Annotated in this window: 12 protein-coding genes; 7 read left to right on the top strand and 5 right to left on the bottom strand. The window is 30.2% G+C overall.

Annotation, left to right across the window (positions count from 1 at the left end; translation table 11 throughout):
* Complete coding sequence (locus tag ABY863_RS08810) at positions 1-231, bottom strand: hypothetical protein (protein ID WP_372793924.1); 231 nt, start codon at positions 229-231, stop codon at positions 1-3.
* A gap of 72 nt (positions 232-303) precedes the next feature.
* On the opposite strand from ABY863_RS08810, the gene glpQ reads away from it, so the two are divergent.
* The gene (gene glpQ, locus ABY863_RS08815; protein WP_372793926.1) at positions 304-1,296 is read left to right on the top strand and encodes a glycerophosphodiester phosphodiesterase; all 993 of its coding nucleotides are present in this window, start codon (positions 304-306) and stop codon (positions 1,294-1,296) included.
* On the opposite strand, the gene ABY863_RS08820 is transcribed toward glpQ, so the two are convergent.
* The 3 genes from ABY863_RS08820 to aspS form a co-directional block, all read right to left on the bottom strand.
* Complete coding sequence (locus ABY863_RS08820; RefSeq protein ID WP_372793928.1) at positions 1,293-3,083, bottom strand: chloride channel protein; 1,791 nt, start codon at positions 3,081-3,083, stop codon at positions 1,293-1,295. The two genes, glpQ and ABY863_RS08820, sit on opposite strands and share 4 nt — an antisense overlap.
* A 342-nt stretch (positions 3,084-3,425) precedes the next feature.
* Positions 3,426-5,195, bottom strand: a complete 1,770-nt coding sequence (locus ABY863_RS08825; RefSeq protein WP_372793930.1) for an APC family permease — start codon at positions 5,193-5,195, stop codon at positions 3,426-3,428.
* Between the two features lie 54 nt (positions 5,196-5,249).
* Positions 5,250-6,998: an aspartate--tRNA ligase gene (gene aspS / locus ABY863_RS08830; protein WP_372793932.1), complete on the bottom strand. Its 1,749-nt coding sequence runs from the start codon at positions 6,996-6,998 to the stop codon at positions 5,250-5,252.
* A gap of 573 nt (positions 6,999-7,571) precedes the next feature.
* On the opposite strand from aspS, the gene ABY863_RS08835 reads away from it, so the two are divergent.
* The 6 genes from ABY863_RS08835 (at position 7,572) to ABY863_RS08860 (ending at position 15,691) form a co-directional block, all read left to right on the top strand.
* Positions 7,572-7,931 carry a cupin domain-containing protein gene (locus tag ABY863_RS08835; protein ID WP_372793934.1) on the top strand — a complete coding sequence of 120 codons (360 nt, stop codon included), beginning with the start codon at positions 7,572-7,574 and terminating at the stop codon, positions 7,929-7,931.
* 3 nt (positions 7,932-7,934) lie between these two features.
* Positions 7,935-9,731 (top strand): long-chain fatty acid--CoA ligase, encoded by a 1,797-nt coding sequence (locus tag ABY863_RS08840; RefSeq protein WP_372793936.1) that lies wholly within the window; start codon positions 7,935-7,937, stop codon positions 9,729-9,731.
* Positions 9,732-9,852: 121 nt separating this feature from the next.
* Positions 9,853-12,432: an alpha/beta hydrolase gene (locus tag ABY863_RS08845; protein WP_372793938.1), complete on the top strand. Its 2,580-nt coding sequence runs from the start codon at positions 9,853-9,855 to the stop codon at positions 12,430-12,432.
* Positions 12,433-12,514: 82 nt separating this feature from the next.
* The gene (gene rsmI, locus ABY863_RS08850; RefSeq protein WP_372793940.1) at positions 12,515-13,189 is read left to right on the top strand and encodes a 16S rRNA (cytidine(1402)-2'-O)-methyltransferase; all 675 of its coding nucleotides are present in this window, start codon (positions 12,515-12,517) and stop codon (positions 13,187-13,189) included.
* Positions 13,190-13,211: 22 nt separating this feature from the next.
* Positions 13,212-14,195, top strand: a complete 984-nt coding sequence (locus ABY863_RS08855; RefSeq protein ID WP_372793942.1) for an aldo/keto reductase — start codon at positions 13,212-13,214, stop codon at positions 14,193-14,195.
* A 47-nt stretch (positions 14,196-14,242) separates the two neighbouring features.
* Complete coding sequence (locus ABY863_RS08860; RefSeq protein WP_372793944.1) at positions 14,243-15,691, top strand: aspartate aminotransferase family protein; 1,449 nt, start codon at positions 14,243-14,245, stop codon at positions 15,689-15,691.
* Between the two features lie 90 nt (positions 15,692-15,781).
* Here the strand turns inward: ABY863_RS08860 and ABY863_RS08865 are convergent, their stop codons facing one another.
* The gene (locus tag ABY863_RS08865; protein WP_372793945.1) at positions 15,782-17,686 is read right to left on the bottom strand and encodes an alpha/beta fold hydrolase; all 1,905 of its coding nucleotides are present in this window, start codon (positions 17,684-17,686) and stop codon (positions 15,782-15,784) included.
* Positions 17,687-18,076 lie beyond the last annotated feature (390 nt).

An 18,076-nucleotide genomic window follows, 5' to 3' on the forward strand; every position in this document is an offset into this window, starting at 1 on the left:
CTATTTACTTCTTTCTTCAAGGTCTTTTCTGAATTTTTCAAAAGTAAAATCACTCATTTTTTTGTTTTTGTATCTGTGGTAAATAAATAAAGGCATTAAAACAAAAGCAAGCGTTAACACACTAATGCCAATAATAATTTCACCATTAGTATCACCGTTAGATTTAATATAAAATCCATAAACTAACATCCCTATAACCAAAAACAAAATACTACTTAACAAAAATTTCATAAATAGATTCTAATAATAATAGCTGTAAAATTACAAAAAGTAATATATTTAAAGTGTTTTTAAACTTAGAATATGTCCAGATTTTTAATAGTACTATTAGTTTTATGTTTTATGAGTTGCAATACTAAAGAAGTTAAAATAAAAGAAATGCCAACTAAAAGTGAAAAAATAGTAATAGCACATAGAGGCGCGTCAGGATATTTACCTGAGCATACGCTACCTGCAAAAGCTATGGCGTATGGAATGAATGTTGATTTTATTGAGCAAGATATTGTGTTAAGTAAAGATAATGTACCAATTGTAATTCATGATATTCATTTAGAAACTGTTACCGATGTTGCAATTAAATTTCCTGATAGAAGTAGAGCTGATAAAAAATTTTATGTAATTGATTTTACTTTTGAAGAATTAAAACAATTGAATGTCTCAGAAAGGTTTGATCCAGCAACTAATGAAGCTATTTTTCCTAATAGATTTCCACTGTTTAAATCGAATTTTAAGATTCATTCTTTGCAAGATGAAATAGAATTAATTCAAGGATTGAATAAAAGTACAGGTAGAAATATTGGAATTTATCCTGAAGTAAAAGAACCTGAATTTCATCAAAAAGAAGGAAAAGATATTTCTAAAATAGTGTTGAATATTCTTATGGAATATGGTTACAAAACTAAAAACGACCATTGTATTTTACAATGTTTTAATGCCAAGGAATTGAAACGAATTAGAAATGAATTTAAAAGTGAACTTTTTTTGGTTCAACTAATAGAGTTTGAAGAAGAAGAATTGAGATTAGAAGAATTTGCTAAATATGCCGATGGAATTGGCCCATGGATTCAACAAATTATTAAAGGAAAAGGTGTCAATGGAAAATGGTTAATTTCAGATTTAGTTATCAATGCGCATAAAAACAACTTAAAAGTTCATGCATATACATTTAGAGCCGATCAATTGGGTGGTTTTGAAACTTTTGATGAATTACTAAACGTAGCTTTATATGAAGCAAATATTGATGGTGTTTTTACTGATTTCCCTGATAAAGTGGTTGGTTTTATAAATAAAAACTAAGCAGTAACATCAATTAATTTTCTTCGGTAAGCAGTTAATAACCTCGATTTAGAAATAAACCCGAAGTACTTACCATTTTTTAGTACTACTAAATTCCAAGCGCCACAACGTTTAAATTTATCTAAAATATCTTCAGCAGAATCCTTTTCATAATAAATAATATCTGACCCTGCGTGCATTAACGAATGTACTTTTACGGTGTCATATAATTCTTTATTAAACATAATTCCTCTTATATCGTTAACAGTAAGGATTCCTAGAAAATCATTTTCTTTACTCACAACAGGAAAATGATTACGGGACGATTTTACTACTGCAGTATTTACAACATCGCCTAGAGTCATTTCAGGATATAATAAAACAAAATTAGTTTCAATAAGTTTGTCTAAGTCTAATAACATTAGCACATTTCTGTCTTTATTATGCGTAAGAAGTTCACCTTTTTTAGCCAATTCATGAGCATAAATATTATGTGGAATAAATCTTTTTGTTACAATAAATGAAATGGAAGCAACAATCATTAAAGGAACAAATAATTCATAACCTCCTGTAATTTCGGCAATTAAAAATATAGCCGTTAGTGGAGCTTGTAAAATTCCCGCCATTAAACCTGCCATACCAACCATTGCAAAATTTGTTAATGATAATTGGTGACTAAATAAATTACTGTAATTTATGATAGTTGCAAAAACATAACCAGTAACGCTTCCTGTAAATAGTGTTGGAGCAAAAACACCACCAATACCACCAGCTCCAAAAGTGAAGGAAGTAGCAACTATTTTAAATAAAATTAAACCAACAAGTAGCGTTACAATCACCCAAATATTATCCGAAGCTGTGTGAAATATGTTAGATGTTATAACATTTGCGGTATTCCCTTTTAAAATACTATTAATTGTTTCATAACCTTCCCCAAAAAGAGGCGGAACGAAATACACAATAATTCCTAAGGAGAATCCTCCAATTAATAATTTTTTATAGGGATTTTCAATTTTTTTAAAAAACCCACCTATTGCAAAATAAACTTTACTAAAATAGATTGAAACAGCTGCTGATGAAACACCTAATAGTACATAAAATAAAACATCATTCAATTGAAATTTATCTTGCAAATTAAAGTGAAGTAAAACATCATCACCAAAAAAGAAATAGGATGTTAATACGGCTGTTATAGAAGCTAGTAATAAAGGAATCATAGATGCTAAGGTTAATTCTAAGCTGAAAATTTCAACAGCAAAAACAATAGCAGCAATAGGCGCTTTAAAAATAGAAGACATTGCACCTGCTGCTGCGGCACCAATTAGCAATGTTCTAGTAGTTTGATTTAAATGAAAAAAACGTGCAAAATTAGATCCTAATGCTGCACCTGTGGCAACAGTTGGCCCCTCAAGTCCAACAGATCCCCCAAAACCCACCGTTAGTGGAGCTGTAATTAAAGAAGCCCACATTTGATGACTTGGCATAATTCCTTTTTGCTTTGAAATAGCATATAAAGTTGAAGGTATACCATGACCTACTTTTTTTCTTATAAAATATTTTATAATAAGAAGCACTATTAACAAGCCTATAATTGGGAATATAAAATAAAATGCTTGATGAATTTCTTTAATAAATTTACCTTCTAATAATTGTTGAATAAAGTGAGTTAAATTTTTTAAGACAACAGCTCCAAGACCTGCTAACAAGCCAATAATTGCGCTTGCAATATTTGTAAATTGTTTATTAGAAATATTTTGGTATCTCCATTTTAGAAATTTTCTAAATAAAATTTTTGAACTTGTTGACATTTTTATTTTTATAAAAAGAATTTGCAAAAGTATTAAAATATTGCATTAAGAAATTTTTTCAGGACAATTTTTACAATATTTTTCTTTTTTCTTTTTGTATTTTTCGCAGCAGTCATTTTTCATCTCTTTGAAGGGTTTCTTTATTTGTTGAAACTTTTCAAAATCGTAATTAAAAATACCGGAAGTCTTTGAATTATCCACAAACTTAATTTAGAATGATTTTAAACAAAAGTACAAATACTTTGAAAATCAGCTAATAAAAATTTATTAATTTTTATTAGCTGATTTATATATTCTAAAAATTATTTTAGTAAAGACTAATTATTAAGAAGAAAAATGATATTAAATAATTAATCGGACACCACCTAATTCTTCAATTTTATATGGGAATTTATCTGTAGGAGAACCAATAAACATGAAATTAATTGGAATTTTCCATTTTTCAGAAAGCTCTTTTATTAGCTTAGGACTAAATTTACCATCAACTATCAAAAATTCAATAGCTATTTCAGGATATTCTCTTCCTAAAAAATCAACTTCTTGAGGTAGATTTTCAGGAATTACTTGACCCTTATCTAAAGCTAAAACAATTTTTATTTTTTTGGTATGTTCATTTTTTATAATATAAAGCATTACTTTATTAAGTGTTGCAATTCTATCACCTTTTGTAAAAAATACAAACTCTTGAGAATTAATAAGATTGATAGTTGCTAAAATATTTTTATCCATTTTAAAAACCATTTTACGTACAGGATCAAAAATAGTATGAATCGCATTCAATAAAAATGAAAGTAATAATGTTCTGTTTAACATTATTATTATAAATATTACCGACGGAATAAAATAGTCTAAAAACACTATTAAATTACTTGGAGAATCGTCTTTGGGTTCAGCTAAAATATTACCAGCAAGCGCCACTAAAACAGCTCCAATAGCAATTAAAATTGAAAACCAAGAGGCAGTTTCTGGTCTAGGAAGCGATTTTCTTTTTACTTTTAATAAAATATTCCCTATTCCAAATAATGCCATAACCGATAAAAATGAAATGGTATAAACCCCAGCTAATAATTTCACTTCTCCATTGGTTATTAATAATACAGAAACAGATAGTAAGAAAAACATAATGATGATTCTGTAGGAACTTCCGCCTTTGTTTTTCTTTAAGAAAAATTGCGGCATAACTCTATCTAAAGTCATACGTTCTAATAATCCTGAAACACCTACAAAACTTGTTAATACGGCTCCGCTTAATACTAAAAAAGCATCTACAGCAATTAAAGTTGCAATCCATTTTCCACCTACATAATGCCCCATTTCTATCAGTAATGTGTTTTGAAACCCATCACTTTGTAACACTGGAATTGTGAATAAAGCCAATGCGAAAATGGCCATTAAAGGGTTTATTACGCTTACAATTACCCACATATTTTTCAAAGTCTTTGGAAAAACTCCTTTTTCCTGTTCTTCAACAAAGTTTGCTGAGCTTTCAAAACCCGATACACCTAACATAGAAGCTGCGAAACCTAAAAATATGGCATTTGAAATGCTTCCACCAGCAATAGGAGAATACCAGTTTTGTAGAAATAAACCGCTTCCATTTTGGACTAAAAAATAGATGATGAATGCACTTAGAATAACTAATGATGTTAAATGAAATAGAAATATCCCAATAGCAACTTTTGCAGATTCCGTAATTCCTCCAATTGTTAGTATTGCAAAAAATAGCAATAAACCAATAGTTGAAATTATAATTGGCATGGAAGGAATTAAATGATGTAAATAGTGAATGGCTTCATTTCCAGAAATTACTGCCGTTGCCATATACGATAGTATGGTTAACGTAGCAGCAAAAGACGCCATTTTTTTACTAGTTGTATTTAATAAAGCGTTATAAGCACCACCGTTTAAAGGTAAGGCACCAACAACTTCACCGTAAATTTTTCTAAATAAAAATAAGACAACTGACACTATTAATAATGTAATCCAGGCATATTGGCCAGCAAAAGCAATTGCTAAAGCTGAAACATATAAAACAGATGAACTTATATCATTACCACAAATTGCTGTAGCAGCTAATTCATTTAATTTTTTATGAACTTTCTTTGTTTCCAATAGTTCTATTTTTTGATAAAAAAGCCTCGATTATTATTTATATCGAGGCTTTAATTATAAATTAATTTTTAAATTCAATTCTTTTAATTGGGTATCATCAATTTTAGAAGGGGCATCAATCATTACATCTCTACCGCTGTTATTTTTAGGAAAAGCAATAAAATCACGTATGGTTTCTTGTCCGCCTAAAATAGCAACCAATCTATCCAAACCAAATGCTAGTCCACCATGTGGAGGTGCACCATATTCAAAAGCATTCATTAGAAACCCAAATTGTTCTTTTGCTTGTTCTGGCGTAAAGCCTAAGTGATCAAACATTAAAGCTTGTGTAGCTTTATCATGGATACGAATAGAACCACCACCAATTTCGTTTCCATTTAATACCATATCATAGGCATTGGCGCGTACTTTTCCTGGATCTGTATCTAAAAGTGCCATATCTTCTGGTTTAGGAGATGTAAACGGATGATGCATTGCGTGGTAACGTTCACTTTCTTCATCCCATTCTAACAATGGAAAATCAATTACCCATAACGGTGCAAATTCGTTTGGTTTACGTAACCCTAAACGTGTTGCCAGTTCCATACGTAACGCGCTTAATTGTGTGCGAACTTTATCAGTATTTCCTGATAATATACAAATTAAATCACCTGGCTTTGCACCTGTAATTTTAGCCCATTTAGCTAAGTCTGCTTCGTCATAAAACTTATCAACAGATGATTTAAAAGAACCATCATCATTACATTTTACATACACCATTCCTAAAGCACCAACTTGTGGACGCTTTATCCATTCAATTAAATTATCAATTTCTTTTCTTGTGTATGAATTTCCACCAGGAACAGCAATACCAACTACTAATTCAGCATTGTTAAAAACGCTAAAATCTTTGTGTTTTGCAAACTCATTTAATTCTCCAAATTCCATTCCAAAACGAATATCGGGCTTATCATTTCCGTATTTTTTCATGGCTTCTTCATAAGTCATTCTTGGAAATTCAGCAACTTCAACACCGTTAATTTCTTTTAATAAATGACGGGTTAAACCTTCAAAAGTATTTAAAATATCTTCTTGTTCAACAAAAGCCATTTCACAATCTATTTGTGTGAATTCTGGTTGTCTGTCTGCACGTAAATCTTCATCCCTAAAACATTTTACAATTTGAAAATATTTATCCATTCCACCAACCATCAACAATTGTTTAAAAGTTTGAGGGGATTGTGGTAAAGCATAAAACTGACCGGAATTCATACGACTTGGTACTACAAAATCACGTGCACCTTCAGGAGTAGATTTTATTAAAACGGGTGTTTCAATTTCAATAAAACCTTTGTCAGATAAATATTTACGAACTTCAATAGCTACTTTATGACGAAATATTAAATTTTCTCTTACTGGAGTTCTTCTAATATCTAAATAACGATATTTCATTCTTAACTCATCTCCTCCATCGGTTTCATCTTCAATAGTAAAAGGAGGTACTAAAGATTTGTTCAAAATAGTTAATTCTTTTACTAAAATTTCAACTTCCCCAGTTGGCATATTACTGTTTTTTGAAACACGTTCTATTACTTCACCTTTCACCTGAATTACAAATTCACGACCTAACATTTTTGCTCTCTCCACCATTTCAATTGGCGTACGATCTCCATCAAAAATTAATTGTGTTATTCCGTAACGGTCACGTAAATCAACCCACACCATAAATCCTTTATCACGTGTTTTTTGCACCCAGCCTACTAAAGTAACTTCTTGGCCTATATTTGTTAATCGTAATTCTCCGTTTGAATGTGTTCTATACATTGTATGATTTTTATTAGAAAGTGCAAATTTAATGAATTAGTAGTTAGATTTATTAAATTATAAGTATTTTTTAGAGTCCGAATTAAAGGTTAAATTTGTTTAAACGGTTAAATGTTAATTCACTAATTATTAGATAAATGTTGAATCAAAAGAATACGTATTGGATTTTAACAATTTTTTATTTAGCTCGCTAATAATAACTGGCATATTCTATTTTGTGTTTTATGGTACGCTAGTCATATATTTTAAAAACTATGGATATTCAACGTATATCATTTATCCATTATCAATTGCTAAAATTACGGGTTCAATTGTAATTTTATATCATAAAAACAATTTTTAAGAGAATTGGCATACGCTGGCTTTTTTTTCAATTTTGTATTTGCCTTTTTTGCACATATAATGATTGGTGAATTTGATCCATTTCCAACAATTTTTCTAATACTCCTAATAACATCCTATTGTACGGGTAAAAAAATTCATCCTTAAGTTTAAATAAAATAGAAAAGTGTTGAAAAATTGAGACTTCTATTTTCAACACTTTTCTATTTAAAAACTTTGTATTTTAGCAAAATGATACCAATAAACATTTCAAACAAGTTTAAATTGTTTAACGAACATTGGACTCCAAAGAAAATAGGAGAATTGAACGGACAACAATTATTATTAGCTAAATTGAAAGGTGAATTTATTTGGCATACGCATGACAACGAAGATGAATTATTTTTAATTATTAAAGGTTGTTTGAAAATTGAATTTAGAGATAAAACTATTGAATTAAACGAGGGCGAAATTTTTATTATTCCAAAAGGTGTTGAACATAAACCAATTGCAGAGAATGAAGTTCATGTATTGTTATTTGAGCCATTAGCAATTAAACACACAGGAAATGTGATAAGTAATTTAACTGTTGAAACATTCCAAACTATATAGCAAATGAGCATGAAACAAATTGGATTAGAAATCAGAGACAATGTTTTAAAATACCAACAAAAAAACGCGATTTATTATAAAGAAGTTATTGGAAACACTTGGGTTGGAATTTCTTGGAACGAGCTTGGAAAACAAACTAAAAACTTATCAAAATCGTTGTTGAATTTTGGAATTAAAGAGCAAGAAAACGTAGGTATTTTTGCTGAAAATATGCCAGAATGGATTATTGCAGATATTTCTATAATAAGCATTAGAGCGGTAACCGTTCCAATTTATGCAACCAATTCTAAAAAGGAAGCTGAATATATTGTAAAAGATGCAGAAATAAGTGTACTCTTTGTTGGTGGTCAGGAAGAATATAATAAAGCTTTTGAAATTGCAAAATCTAACCAATGTTTAAAATTAATTGTTGCGGTAAACACAACTATTGTAATTCAAAAAGACAAGAACTCTATTTATTTAGCAGATTTTGTGAATGTTGAATTCCCTATAAGTATTGAAACGGAACTTCAAAAAAGATATTTTGAGAGTGAATTAAATGATTTAGCGAGTATTATTTATACTTCGGGTACAACTGGAGAGCCAAAAGGGGTAATGTTAGATCATAACAATTTTGCCGCTTCATTGGAGGCACACGATTATGAATTAAAAGTTTCAGACAAAGATTCTTCTTTAAGCTTTTTACCTTTAAGCCATATTTATGAGCGCAGTTGGGTGTTTTTCTGTTTACACGCAGGAATTGAAGTTTATTTCAACCAAAACCCTAAGTTAATTGCTGAGGTTTTAAAAGAAGTTAAACCTACTTTAATGTGTACAGTGCCTCGTATTTTTGAGAAAATTTTCGCTGCTATTCAAGATAAAAGAAAAGAAGCTTCTCCAACTAAAATGAAATTAGCGAGTTGGGCTTTAGGTATTGGTAATGATTATTACAATAACCATAAAAGATTAGAAAAAAAGGTTCCTTTTGCATTAAAAATGAAGCATAAAGTTGCAGATAAATTGGTACTTAGCAAATTGAGAGATGTTTTTGGCGGTCGCATTAAATTTATGCCTTGTGGTGGTGCTCCTTTGGCAGCAGATATGGTTTCTTTTTTCCACTCTTTTGGATTAAATATTAAATGTGGTTATGGTTTAACCGAAACTACAGCTACCGTTTCCTTGTTTGGGTATACCCATTTTGAATTTAATTCAGCCGGAAAAACAATTCATGGCGCTGAAATTAAAATAGGGGAGAATGAGGAAATTATGGTAAAAGGACCTGGTGTTATGAAAGGTTATTACAAAAAACCAGAGGCTACTGCTGAAGTTTTTAAAGATGGTTGGTTTTGCACAGGTGATGCAGGAAAAATGGATGCTGAAGGAAACTTGGTGATTACAGATAGAATTAAAGATTTAATGAAAACATCAGGAGGTAAATATATAGCTCCTCAAAAATTAGAAATGGCCTTAATTAACGATGCATTTATTGAGCAAATTGCGGTAATTGGCGATCAACAAAAATATGTAACCGCGTTGGCAGTTCCTAGTTTTGAAAACATAAAAAAGTATGCAATAGAGCATAAAATAGGTTTTAAGGATATTGAAGAATTAATCAATCATAATCAAATTAAAGATCTATTTGAAAAGCGTTTTGAAGAACTTCAAAAGGAATTTTCAAAGTTTGAAAAAATTAAAAAATTTACGCTATTACCTAAAGAATTTAGTATTGAAGCAGGTGAAATTACAGCTACTTTAAAACTAAAACGAAAAGTGATTCAGCAAAAATATAAAGAACTAATTGATAAGATGTATAAAGAATAATAGTTTACTTTTTTAAGATAAACATACCTTTAGCATAGCTAATATGTTATTTGTCTATTTTTTTTTAGCACTAATAGATTTTGTTGGATATTTATATTTTAATAAATAACACAATCTATTGATGAGTCTTTTTAAATTTAGAATTATACCAATTACAGTTTTATTGTTTTTTATTTCTGTAACATCATTTTCTCAACAAAAAACTGGAAATATTGTTGAGTATTTTGGGAAAGAAAAAATTAATGAAATAAGTGAAGGTAAATTATTACACGTTTTTAAAACAGGACTTTCAGTAAAAATCCAAAATTTATCATTTAATTCTTCATCATTTCCAAAAGATCCAGTATTCAAAAGATTTTTAATGAATTCTAATTTGAAAGTATCAAAAGGAGAAGTTTTTGATATCAATAGTACGGGAGATGAATTAAAATGGCAGGAGATAATTACAGATGAAACAAATACTTTTAATAATGAAAACTTACAATCTAGTTATGTGTATTTAACTTATAAATCTAGTTCTGAGCAAACAGTATTATTTGAGGCTTCGGGTCATTCATTGGTATTGATTAATGGATTACCACACGAAGGAGATCATTATGATTTTGGATGGAATTTAATTCCTGTAAAACTAAAGAAAGGATTGAATGTATTTGTTTTGAAAGTAGGTCGTTTTCCTAGAATTAGAGCAAGATTAATAAAACCTTCAAAACCAATTCAGTTTACATCAAGGGATCTAACAATGCCTGATATTTTGGTAGAAGAAACCAAAGATTATAAAGGAGCAATCAGAATTATAAATACTACAAATAATTGGGTTAAAAACTATACCATTACTTCTGATTTAGGCGGAAAAAAAGTGGAGACAATTGTTCCTGTTATTGCTCCAATGAGTGTGCGTAAAGTTCCTTTTTCTATTGCTTCTGTAAATAATGATGCGCAAAAGGGAAATATCGATTTACAACTACAATTAAAAAATAAGAGTAAGCATACTATTTCAATGCAAACTGTAAAGCTTCAGGTAAAAACAAAATTCAAACACCATAAAAAAACATTTATTAGTGATATAGATGGAAGTGTTCAATACTATAGTGTTGCGCCTTCAACAGATAAAGAATCGGTAAATCAAGCTTTATTCTTTTCAGTTCACGGAGCTTCTGTTGAAGCTGTAAATCAAGCAAATGCTTACCAACAAAAAGATTGGGGGAATGTTGTTGCACCCACAAATCGTCGTCCGTTTGGTTTTGCTTGGGAGGATTGGGGTAGATTGGATGCATTGGAAGTATTGGCAGATTCAAAAAATATTTTTCAACCAAATTCAGAAAAAATATACTTAACAGGGCATTCAATGGGAGGTCACGGAACTTGGTATTTAGGAGCTACTTATCCAGATTATTTTGCTTCAATTGCACCTTGTGCAGGTTATCCAGATTTGTTATTGTATAGAGATAGTTTTTTAGAAAAAACATTGGAATTACCTCAAGAAGAGTTGACGAAAAAAGGAATGACTCCTGAAGTTGTGAAACGTTTGAAAACACCCTACACACTTAATGAAGTTGAAAAATTGATAAAAAGAGCAGGAACTCCTAGCAGAACCTTAAAGTTAATTCGTAATTATTTGCATTATGGTGTTTATGTATTACACGGTGAAAAGGACAATGTAGTTCCAACATTTATAGCTAGAGATATGAGAAACCGTTTGGGAGCATTTCATAATGATTTCACCTATTATGAATATCCTGAAGGAACACATTGGTACGGAAACCATAGTCTAGATTGGTATAGAATTTTCGATTTCTTTAAAGAACGAGAACGCAGAAATTCAAATGATATTAAAAACTTAGAGTTTTATACAGGATCTCCTGGTGTATCGGCAACATCTAATTTTATTACAATTCATCAGCAGCAAAGACCTTTTGAAGTAAGTTCATTCAATTTTTCTAAAGATAATGGATTCTCAATAAAAACTGAGAATGTGGCAACTATTGAAGTTGATTTATCCAAGTTAAAAGATGATGTAAATACTATTAGTATTAATGGAAGTGAATTAAAAGTATTGGAAAAATCTAAAGTATTTATAAAAGAAATAGAAGGAGAGTTTAAATTATCAAAGGCACCTTCTTTAAAAGAAAAAGGTCCACATAGAAATGGTGGATTTAAAGATGCTTTTAGGCATAACATGGTTTTTGTTTATGCAACCAAAGGATCTAAAGTTGAAAATGAATGGTATTATAATAAAGCGAGATTTGATGCTGAAACTTTTTGGTATAGAGCCAATGGAACTATTGAAATTGTAAAGGATGTTAATTTTGATCCGAAAAAGTATGCTGATAGAAATGTAATTCTTTATGGAAATAAAGATAATAATTCAGCTTGGAAGAAATTACTTAAAAATAGTCCTATTCAGGTTGAAAATGGACTTGTTCAAATCGGAAATAAAAAGTTACAAGGAAATCAGTGGGGACTCTATTTTACAGTTCCAAGAGCTGATAGTGATATTGCATCTATTGGAGTTGTAACTGCAACAGGTTTTACAGGAATGAAAGCAGCATATATGAATCACTACCTTGTAAATGGGACTACCTTTCCAGATGTATTAGTGTTTGATGATAGTGTGCTTATGGATGGAGATGCAAAAGTAAAATGTGCTGGTTTCTTCGGAAATGATTGGTCTATTGAAAAAGGTGAATTTAAATGGAATTAGGTAAATTTTATCTCTTAAATAAAATTGTTTTATTTAAGTAAACAGCATTAACTTTGCATAGCTAATAATTAAATCTATCGCATTGGAATCAAAATTATATTTAGTACCAACACCCATTGGAAATTTAGAAGATATAACGCTAAGAGCAATCAGAGTTCTAAAAGAGGTTGATTTAATTTTAGCAGAAGATACACGTACAAGTGGTAAATTATTAAAACATTTTGAAATTGCAACACATATGCAAAGTCATCATATGCATAATGAGCATAGAATGGTTGAGAGAATTGTTGAACGAATTAAAAACGGAGAAACAGTAGCTTTAATTTCTGATGCTGGAACACCTGCAATATCAGATCCTGGGTTTTTATTAACACGTGCTTGTATAGAAAGTGGTATTGAAATTGAATGTTTACCAGGCGCAACAGCTTTTGTACCAGCTTTGGTTAATAGTGGTTTGCCAAATGATAAATTTATTTTTGAAGGATTCTTACCTGTAAAAAAAGGACGCCAAACACGTTTACAATTTTTAGCAGAAGAAACCAGAACTATGATTTTCTATGAATCTCCTCATAAATTATTAAAAACCTTAATAAATTTTGGAGAGTATTTTGGAGAAGACAGACCAATCTCTGTCTCAAGAGAACTAACCAAATTATACGAAGAAACTGTAAGAGGTTCCATTGCAGAAGTTATTCAGCATTTCATAAAAAAAGCACCAAAAGGTGAATTTGTAGTTGTAGTTGGAGGAAAAAAATAATAGTTAATTAATTTTTTTAGAAATGAATTATAGAACATTAGGAAAAACAGGACTTAAAATTTCAGAAATTAGCCTTGGAACTTGGCAGGTTGGCGGTAAATGGGGAAGTGAATTTAATCAAAAAAGTGCTGAAGAAATTATAAATACAGCTATTGATAATGGCGTTAATTTTATAGATACTGCTGATGTTTATAGCAATGGATTAAGTGAAAAAACTGTAGGTAAAATTGTACGCTCACGATCTGAAGATGTTTATATAGCAACTAAATGTGGTAGATTCTTAGACCCACATATAAATTCCGCTTACCAAGTTGCTATTTTAAGAAAATTTGTAGAAAATAGTTTATCTAATCTTGGAGTTGAACGTATAGATTTAATACAGTTACATTGCCCTCCAACTGAAGTTTATTATCGCCCTGAAATATTTGAGTTGTTTGATAAACTTATTGAAGAAGGTAAAATTAGAAACTATGGTGTAAGCGTTGCTAATGTTGAAGAAGCCTTAAAAGCTATAGAATATCCCAGAGTAAGTACAGTGCAGATAATTTTTAATATGTTTCGTCAGCGACCAAGTGAATTGTTTTTTAAAGAAGCTAAGGCTAAAAATGTGGGTATTATTGCGCGTGTTCCTTTAGCAAGTGGTTTGTTAACTGGTAAGTTTAATAAAACCTCTACTTTTTCAAATGACGATCATAGAAATTTTAATAGAGAAGGCGCTATTTTTGATAAGGGCGAAACTTTTTCAGGAATTGATTTTGAGTTAGGTTTAAAAGCAGTAGAAGAATTGAAAGAAATTTTTAAGGATCAAAGCTTGGTTCATAAAGCATTGCAGTGGATTTTGGCTTTTGAGGAGGTAAGTTGCATTATTCCGGGAGCTTCAAGCGTTTCCCAACTGCTGTCAAATTTAGATACCTTTTCTGCAACGCCACTTTTAGAAAGTGATATAGAAAAAGTAAATGCCATTTATAATAAATACATAAAAAAGGAAGTCCATCATTTGTGGTAGAAAATTATGCTTTTTTTATGAATACGATTTAGAATAAAATTATAGGGATGAAAGAATTGATTCGTAAAATTGAAGTTTTAGAAAAAGTTTCACAAGAATTGGAACCTACTTTTGAAGAAAGAAAAAAACTGAATAAACAAGTTATTGAGTTTGCCAATCAATTTATGGAAAACTTAGACAGTTATCCAGCATATGTTAAAGGAGAACCTTCAATTGAAAAGCTAACCATTAAACCTGATAAAAAAGATTTAAAAGAATTATTAGCTGATTTTAATTCAGAAGTTATTTTAAAAGGAATAAAACCAGCTTCTGGAAAACATTTGGGTTATGTTCCTGGTGGAGGTATTTATACAGCTGCATTAGCCGATTTTTTAGCAAGTGTTACCAATGAATATGCAGGAATGTATTATGCCTCACCTGGTGCGGTTGCTATTGAAAATGAGACACTAAATTGGATGAAATCTATTTTTGGTTTTCCAAAAGATGCAATTGGAAATTTAACATCAGGTGGTTCAATAGCAAATTTAATTGCTTTAACTGCCGCCAGAGATAAACATCAAATTAAGAATGAAAAAATCACAAAAAGTGTTCTTTATTTAAGTCCACAAGCACATCATTGCATTCATAAAGCCCTGCGGATTATTGGTTTGGAAGACGTGAAAGTTCAATTATTAGAATTGGATGCATTTTACAAGATAGATACAGTTAAACTAGCTAAAAAAATTAAAGAAGATATAACTAATGGTTTGAATCCTTTTATGATAATTGCTTCTGCTGGAACTACTGATACAGGAGCTATTGATCCTTTAGAGGAAATAGGTGAAATAGCGAAGAATCATAATTTATGGTATCATATTGATGCAGCTTATGGTGGTTTTTTTATGTTGGCAGAAAATAAAAAACACCTTTTTAAAGGAATAGAAATGGCTGATTCTTTGGTTGTTGATCCACATAAGGGACTATTTTTACCGTATGGAATTGGAGCTGTTTTGATAAAAGATAAAGAAGCTGTATTTCATTCTCATCACTATACTGCCGATTATATGCAAGATGCGAATGAAGCAAATATGCAAATAAACCCTTCTGATGTTTCTCCTGAATTAACGAAACATTTTAGAGGATTAAGACTTTGGTTACCACTACAAATTCACGGAATAGAGCCTTTTATTGCTAGTTTCAATGAAAAATTATTGCTGACTACATATTTTAGAGATCAATTAAAAGAATTGGGTTTTGAGCTAGGCCCTGAGCCAGATTTAACCATTAGTTACTTTTGGTATGCTTCAACAGAAATTGATGAAAACAAGTTTAATGAAAAGTTAGTAGAATTTATTCATACAAATGGGGATGTGTTTTTAAGCACCACTAAAATTAAAGGAAAATTTGTAATACGAATGGCAATTCTTTCAATTAGAACTAAAAAAGCAACTATTGATACAGCAATTAGAATGATTGAAAAATGTTTGATGCAAACTAAACTGTATTTTAAATACTAGTTGAGGTGAAATACCTTTACTTTTTTTAATAAAAAAGGGTAGTGAAATTAGTTCACTACCCTTTTTATAATTTAATTTTTTATAATAAAATTACAAGGTTTCTTTTAACCATTTGTAAAATTCTCGTTGCCAAACCAAACTATTTTGGTTGTCTAAAACCCAATGATTTTCTTCAGGGAAAAATAACAACTTACTTTTAATACCTTGTAATTGTGCTGCTTGAAATGCTGCTAATCCTTGTCCAATTGGTACTCTATAATCTATTCCTCCTTGAATAATTAAAATTGGAGTATCCCATTGTCCTACTTTTTCAGCAGGATTAAATTCGGTATAAGATTTCTGAGCAGCTGCATTATTTTTATCCCAATAAGCACCACCTAAATCAAAATTCACAAAAAATAATTCTTCAGTAGTTCCGTACATACTTCTCCAATCGTAAATACCATCGTGAGAAATAAAACTTTTAAATCTTCCTTCGTGAATGGCCGCTAAATAAAACACAGAATAACCACCATAACTCGCTCCAATAGCTCCTAATCTATTATTATCAACATATGGTTCTTTGGCTAATTCATCAATAGCAGATAAGTAATCTTGCATATTTTGTCCACCATAATCTTTACTAATTTGCTCATTCCATTCAACCCCATAACCAGGCATTCCTCTTCTGTTTGGAGCAACAATAATATAACCATTTGCAGCCATTAATTGAAAGTTCCATCGGAAAGAATAAAACTGACTTAAAGCTCCTTGTGGACCACCTTGGCAATATAATAATGTTGGATATTTTTTTGAAGGATCAAAGTTTGGAGGATAAATAACCCAAGTTAACATCTCTTTTCCATCGGTAGTTTTAATCATTCTTTTTTCAACATTTCCTAATTCAATAGAGTTGTAAGTAGCATCATTCGCAAATGTTAATTGTGACATTTCTCCGTTAGTTAAATTAACAGAATAAAGTTCAGATGCATGATTCATATCTCTACGGCTAACAACAGCAACGTTTTTTGTTTGTCCTACAATACTGCTAACATCAAATTGCCCGTTGGTAATTTGTTTTAGTGTGTTTGTTTTTTTTGAAGATGAAGGAATATCAATTTCAAATAATTGAACGGTTCCTAAAACTGGAGCAATAAAATAAATTTTCTCACCCTTATCTTGCCAAGTAAAACTGCTAACAGTTCCATCCCAAGCTGCTGTTAAATTAATAGATTCACCATTAATTTTTACAATAATATCATTTTTATCAGATTCATACCCATCTCTTCTCATTTGTAGCCAAGCTAACTGTCCTTTTGATGAAAATGAAGGGTTAGTATCATAACCTTTGTTTTCAGCAGTTAAATTAGTAGTGGTTTTTGATTCAAGATTGTATTCATAAATATCAGAATTAGTACTAATAGCATATGCAGCGCCGCTTAATTTTTTAGCTACATATAAAATACTTTTACTGTCAGGACTCCATAAATAATCTTCTGAGCCACCAAATGGTTTTTGTGGACAATCAAAAGGTTCTTCAGCCATAATATCAACAGGTTTACTGTCTTTTTTGACTTCGGCATACATAACGTGACTAAAAGCTCCATCTTCCCAAGTATCCCAATGACGATAATTAAGCTCGTCGTAAATTTTTACGTTTGAATTTGCAACATCATTATAATAATCTTGGCCTGTAACTTTTTTTAGTTTTACATCAGCTGTTGTAATTTGATAGTTTCCATCAGGAGAAATACTGCTGTCTGTTAATAAAGAACTATAGTCTGTAATTATTTGTGCTTCACCTCCTGTAATTGGGATTTGGTAGGTGGTTGATGTTTTGCTATTTGTTTCAATATTGAAATTTGAAACACTATAAATAAGGTGATTTCCATCTTTTGTTAATCCTTTTACTGAAACTTTATTCAGTTGAACCAACATTTCAGGTGTCATAACATTTTGAGCAACTAGCCCAGCAAATGTGAATGAAAATAGAATACTAAAAAATACTTTATGCATAATTTTATATTAATTATTAAGTTAAACTTACTTCACAAATTTATCATTTTAATTTTAACTTGAGAGTGTAATAAATTACACTTTAACATAATTTAAGTTCATAGAATTTAATATTTAAGAGTAATCTCAATGATATTTTAAAATGTAACAATATAAAAATCAATAAATTATAATTTATAAATAAAATTAATTATTTTTTTATAATAGTAAAGTTAGGTTGTTTGGATTAAACATTTGTTAATCGGGTACAAGTTAACTGACTGATTTAGATTAAAATATACATTTGAAATAGAAAAACAAACTAATGTTTAATTAAAAATTCCTTAATACAAATCTATATGAGCCTGTCAAAATAGTTTAACTAATTGATAAACAATGTGAACTTCGGCA

This window comes from Lutibacter sp., assembly GCF_041562875.1.
Taxonomy (GTDB): domain Bacteria; phylum Bacteroidota; class Bacteroidia; order Flavobacteriales; family Flavobacteriaceae; genus Lutibacter.

Bases quoted from the DNA above. Each gene is read 5' to 3' on its own strand.
- ABY863_RS08810 (WP_372793924.1), bottom strand. From the start codon at position 231: ATGAAATTTTTGTTAAGTAGTATTTTGTTTTTGGTTATAGGGATGTTA.
- glpQ (WP_372793926.1), top strand. From the start codon at position 304: ATGTCCAGATTTTTAATAGTACTATTAGTTTTATGTTTTATGAGTTGC.
- ABY863_RS08820 (WP_372793928.1), bottom strand. From the start codon at position 3,083: ATGTCAACAAGTTCAAAAATTTTATTTAGAAAATTTCTAAAATGGAGA.
- aspS (WP_372793932.1), bottom strand. From the start codon at position 6,998: ATGTATAGAACACATTCAAACGGAGAATTACGATTAACAAATATAGGC.
- ABY863_RS08835 (WP_372793934.1), top strand. From the start codon at position 7,572: ATGATACCAATAAACATTTCAAACAAGTTTAAATTGTTTAACGAACAT.
- ABY863_RS08840 (WP_372793936.1), top strand. From the start codon at position 7,935: ATGAGCATGAAACAAATTGGATTAGAAATCAGAGACAATGTTTTAAAA.
- ABY863_RS08845 (WP_372793938.1), top strand. From the start codon at position 9,853: ATGAGTCTTTTTAAATTTAGAATTATACCAATTACAGTTTTATTGTTT.
- ABY863_RS08855 (WP_372793942.1), top strand. From the start codon at position 13,212: ATGAATTATAGAACATTAGGAAAAACAGGACTTAAAATTTCAGAAATT.
- ABY863_RS08860 (WP_372793944.1), top strand. From the start codon at position 14,243: ATGAAAGAATTGATTCGTAAAATTGAAGTTTTAGAAAAAGTTTCACAA.
- ABY863_RS08865 (WP_372793945.1), bottom strand. From the start codon at position 17,686: ATGCATAAAGTATTTTTTAGTATTCTATTTTCATTCACATTTGCTGGG.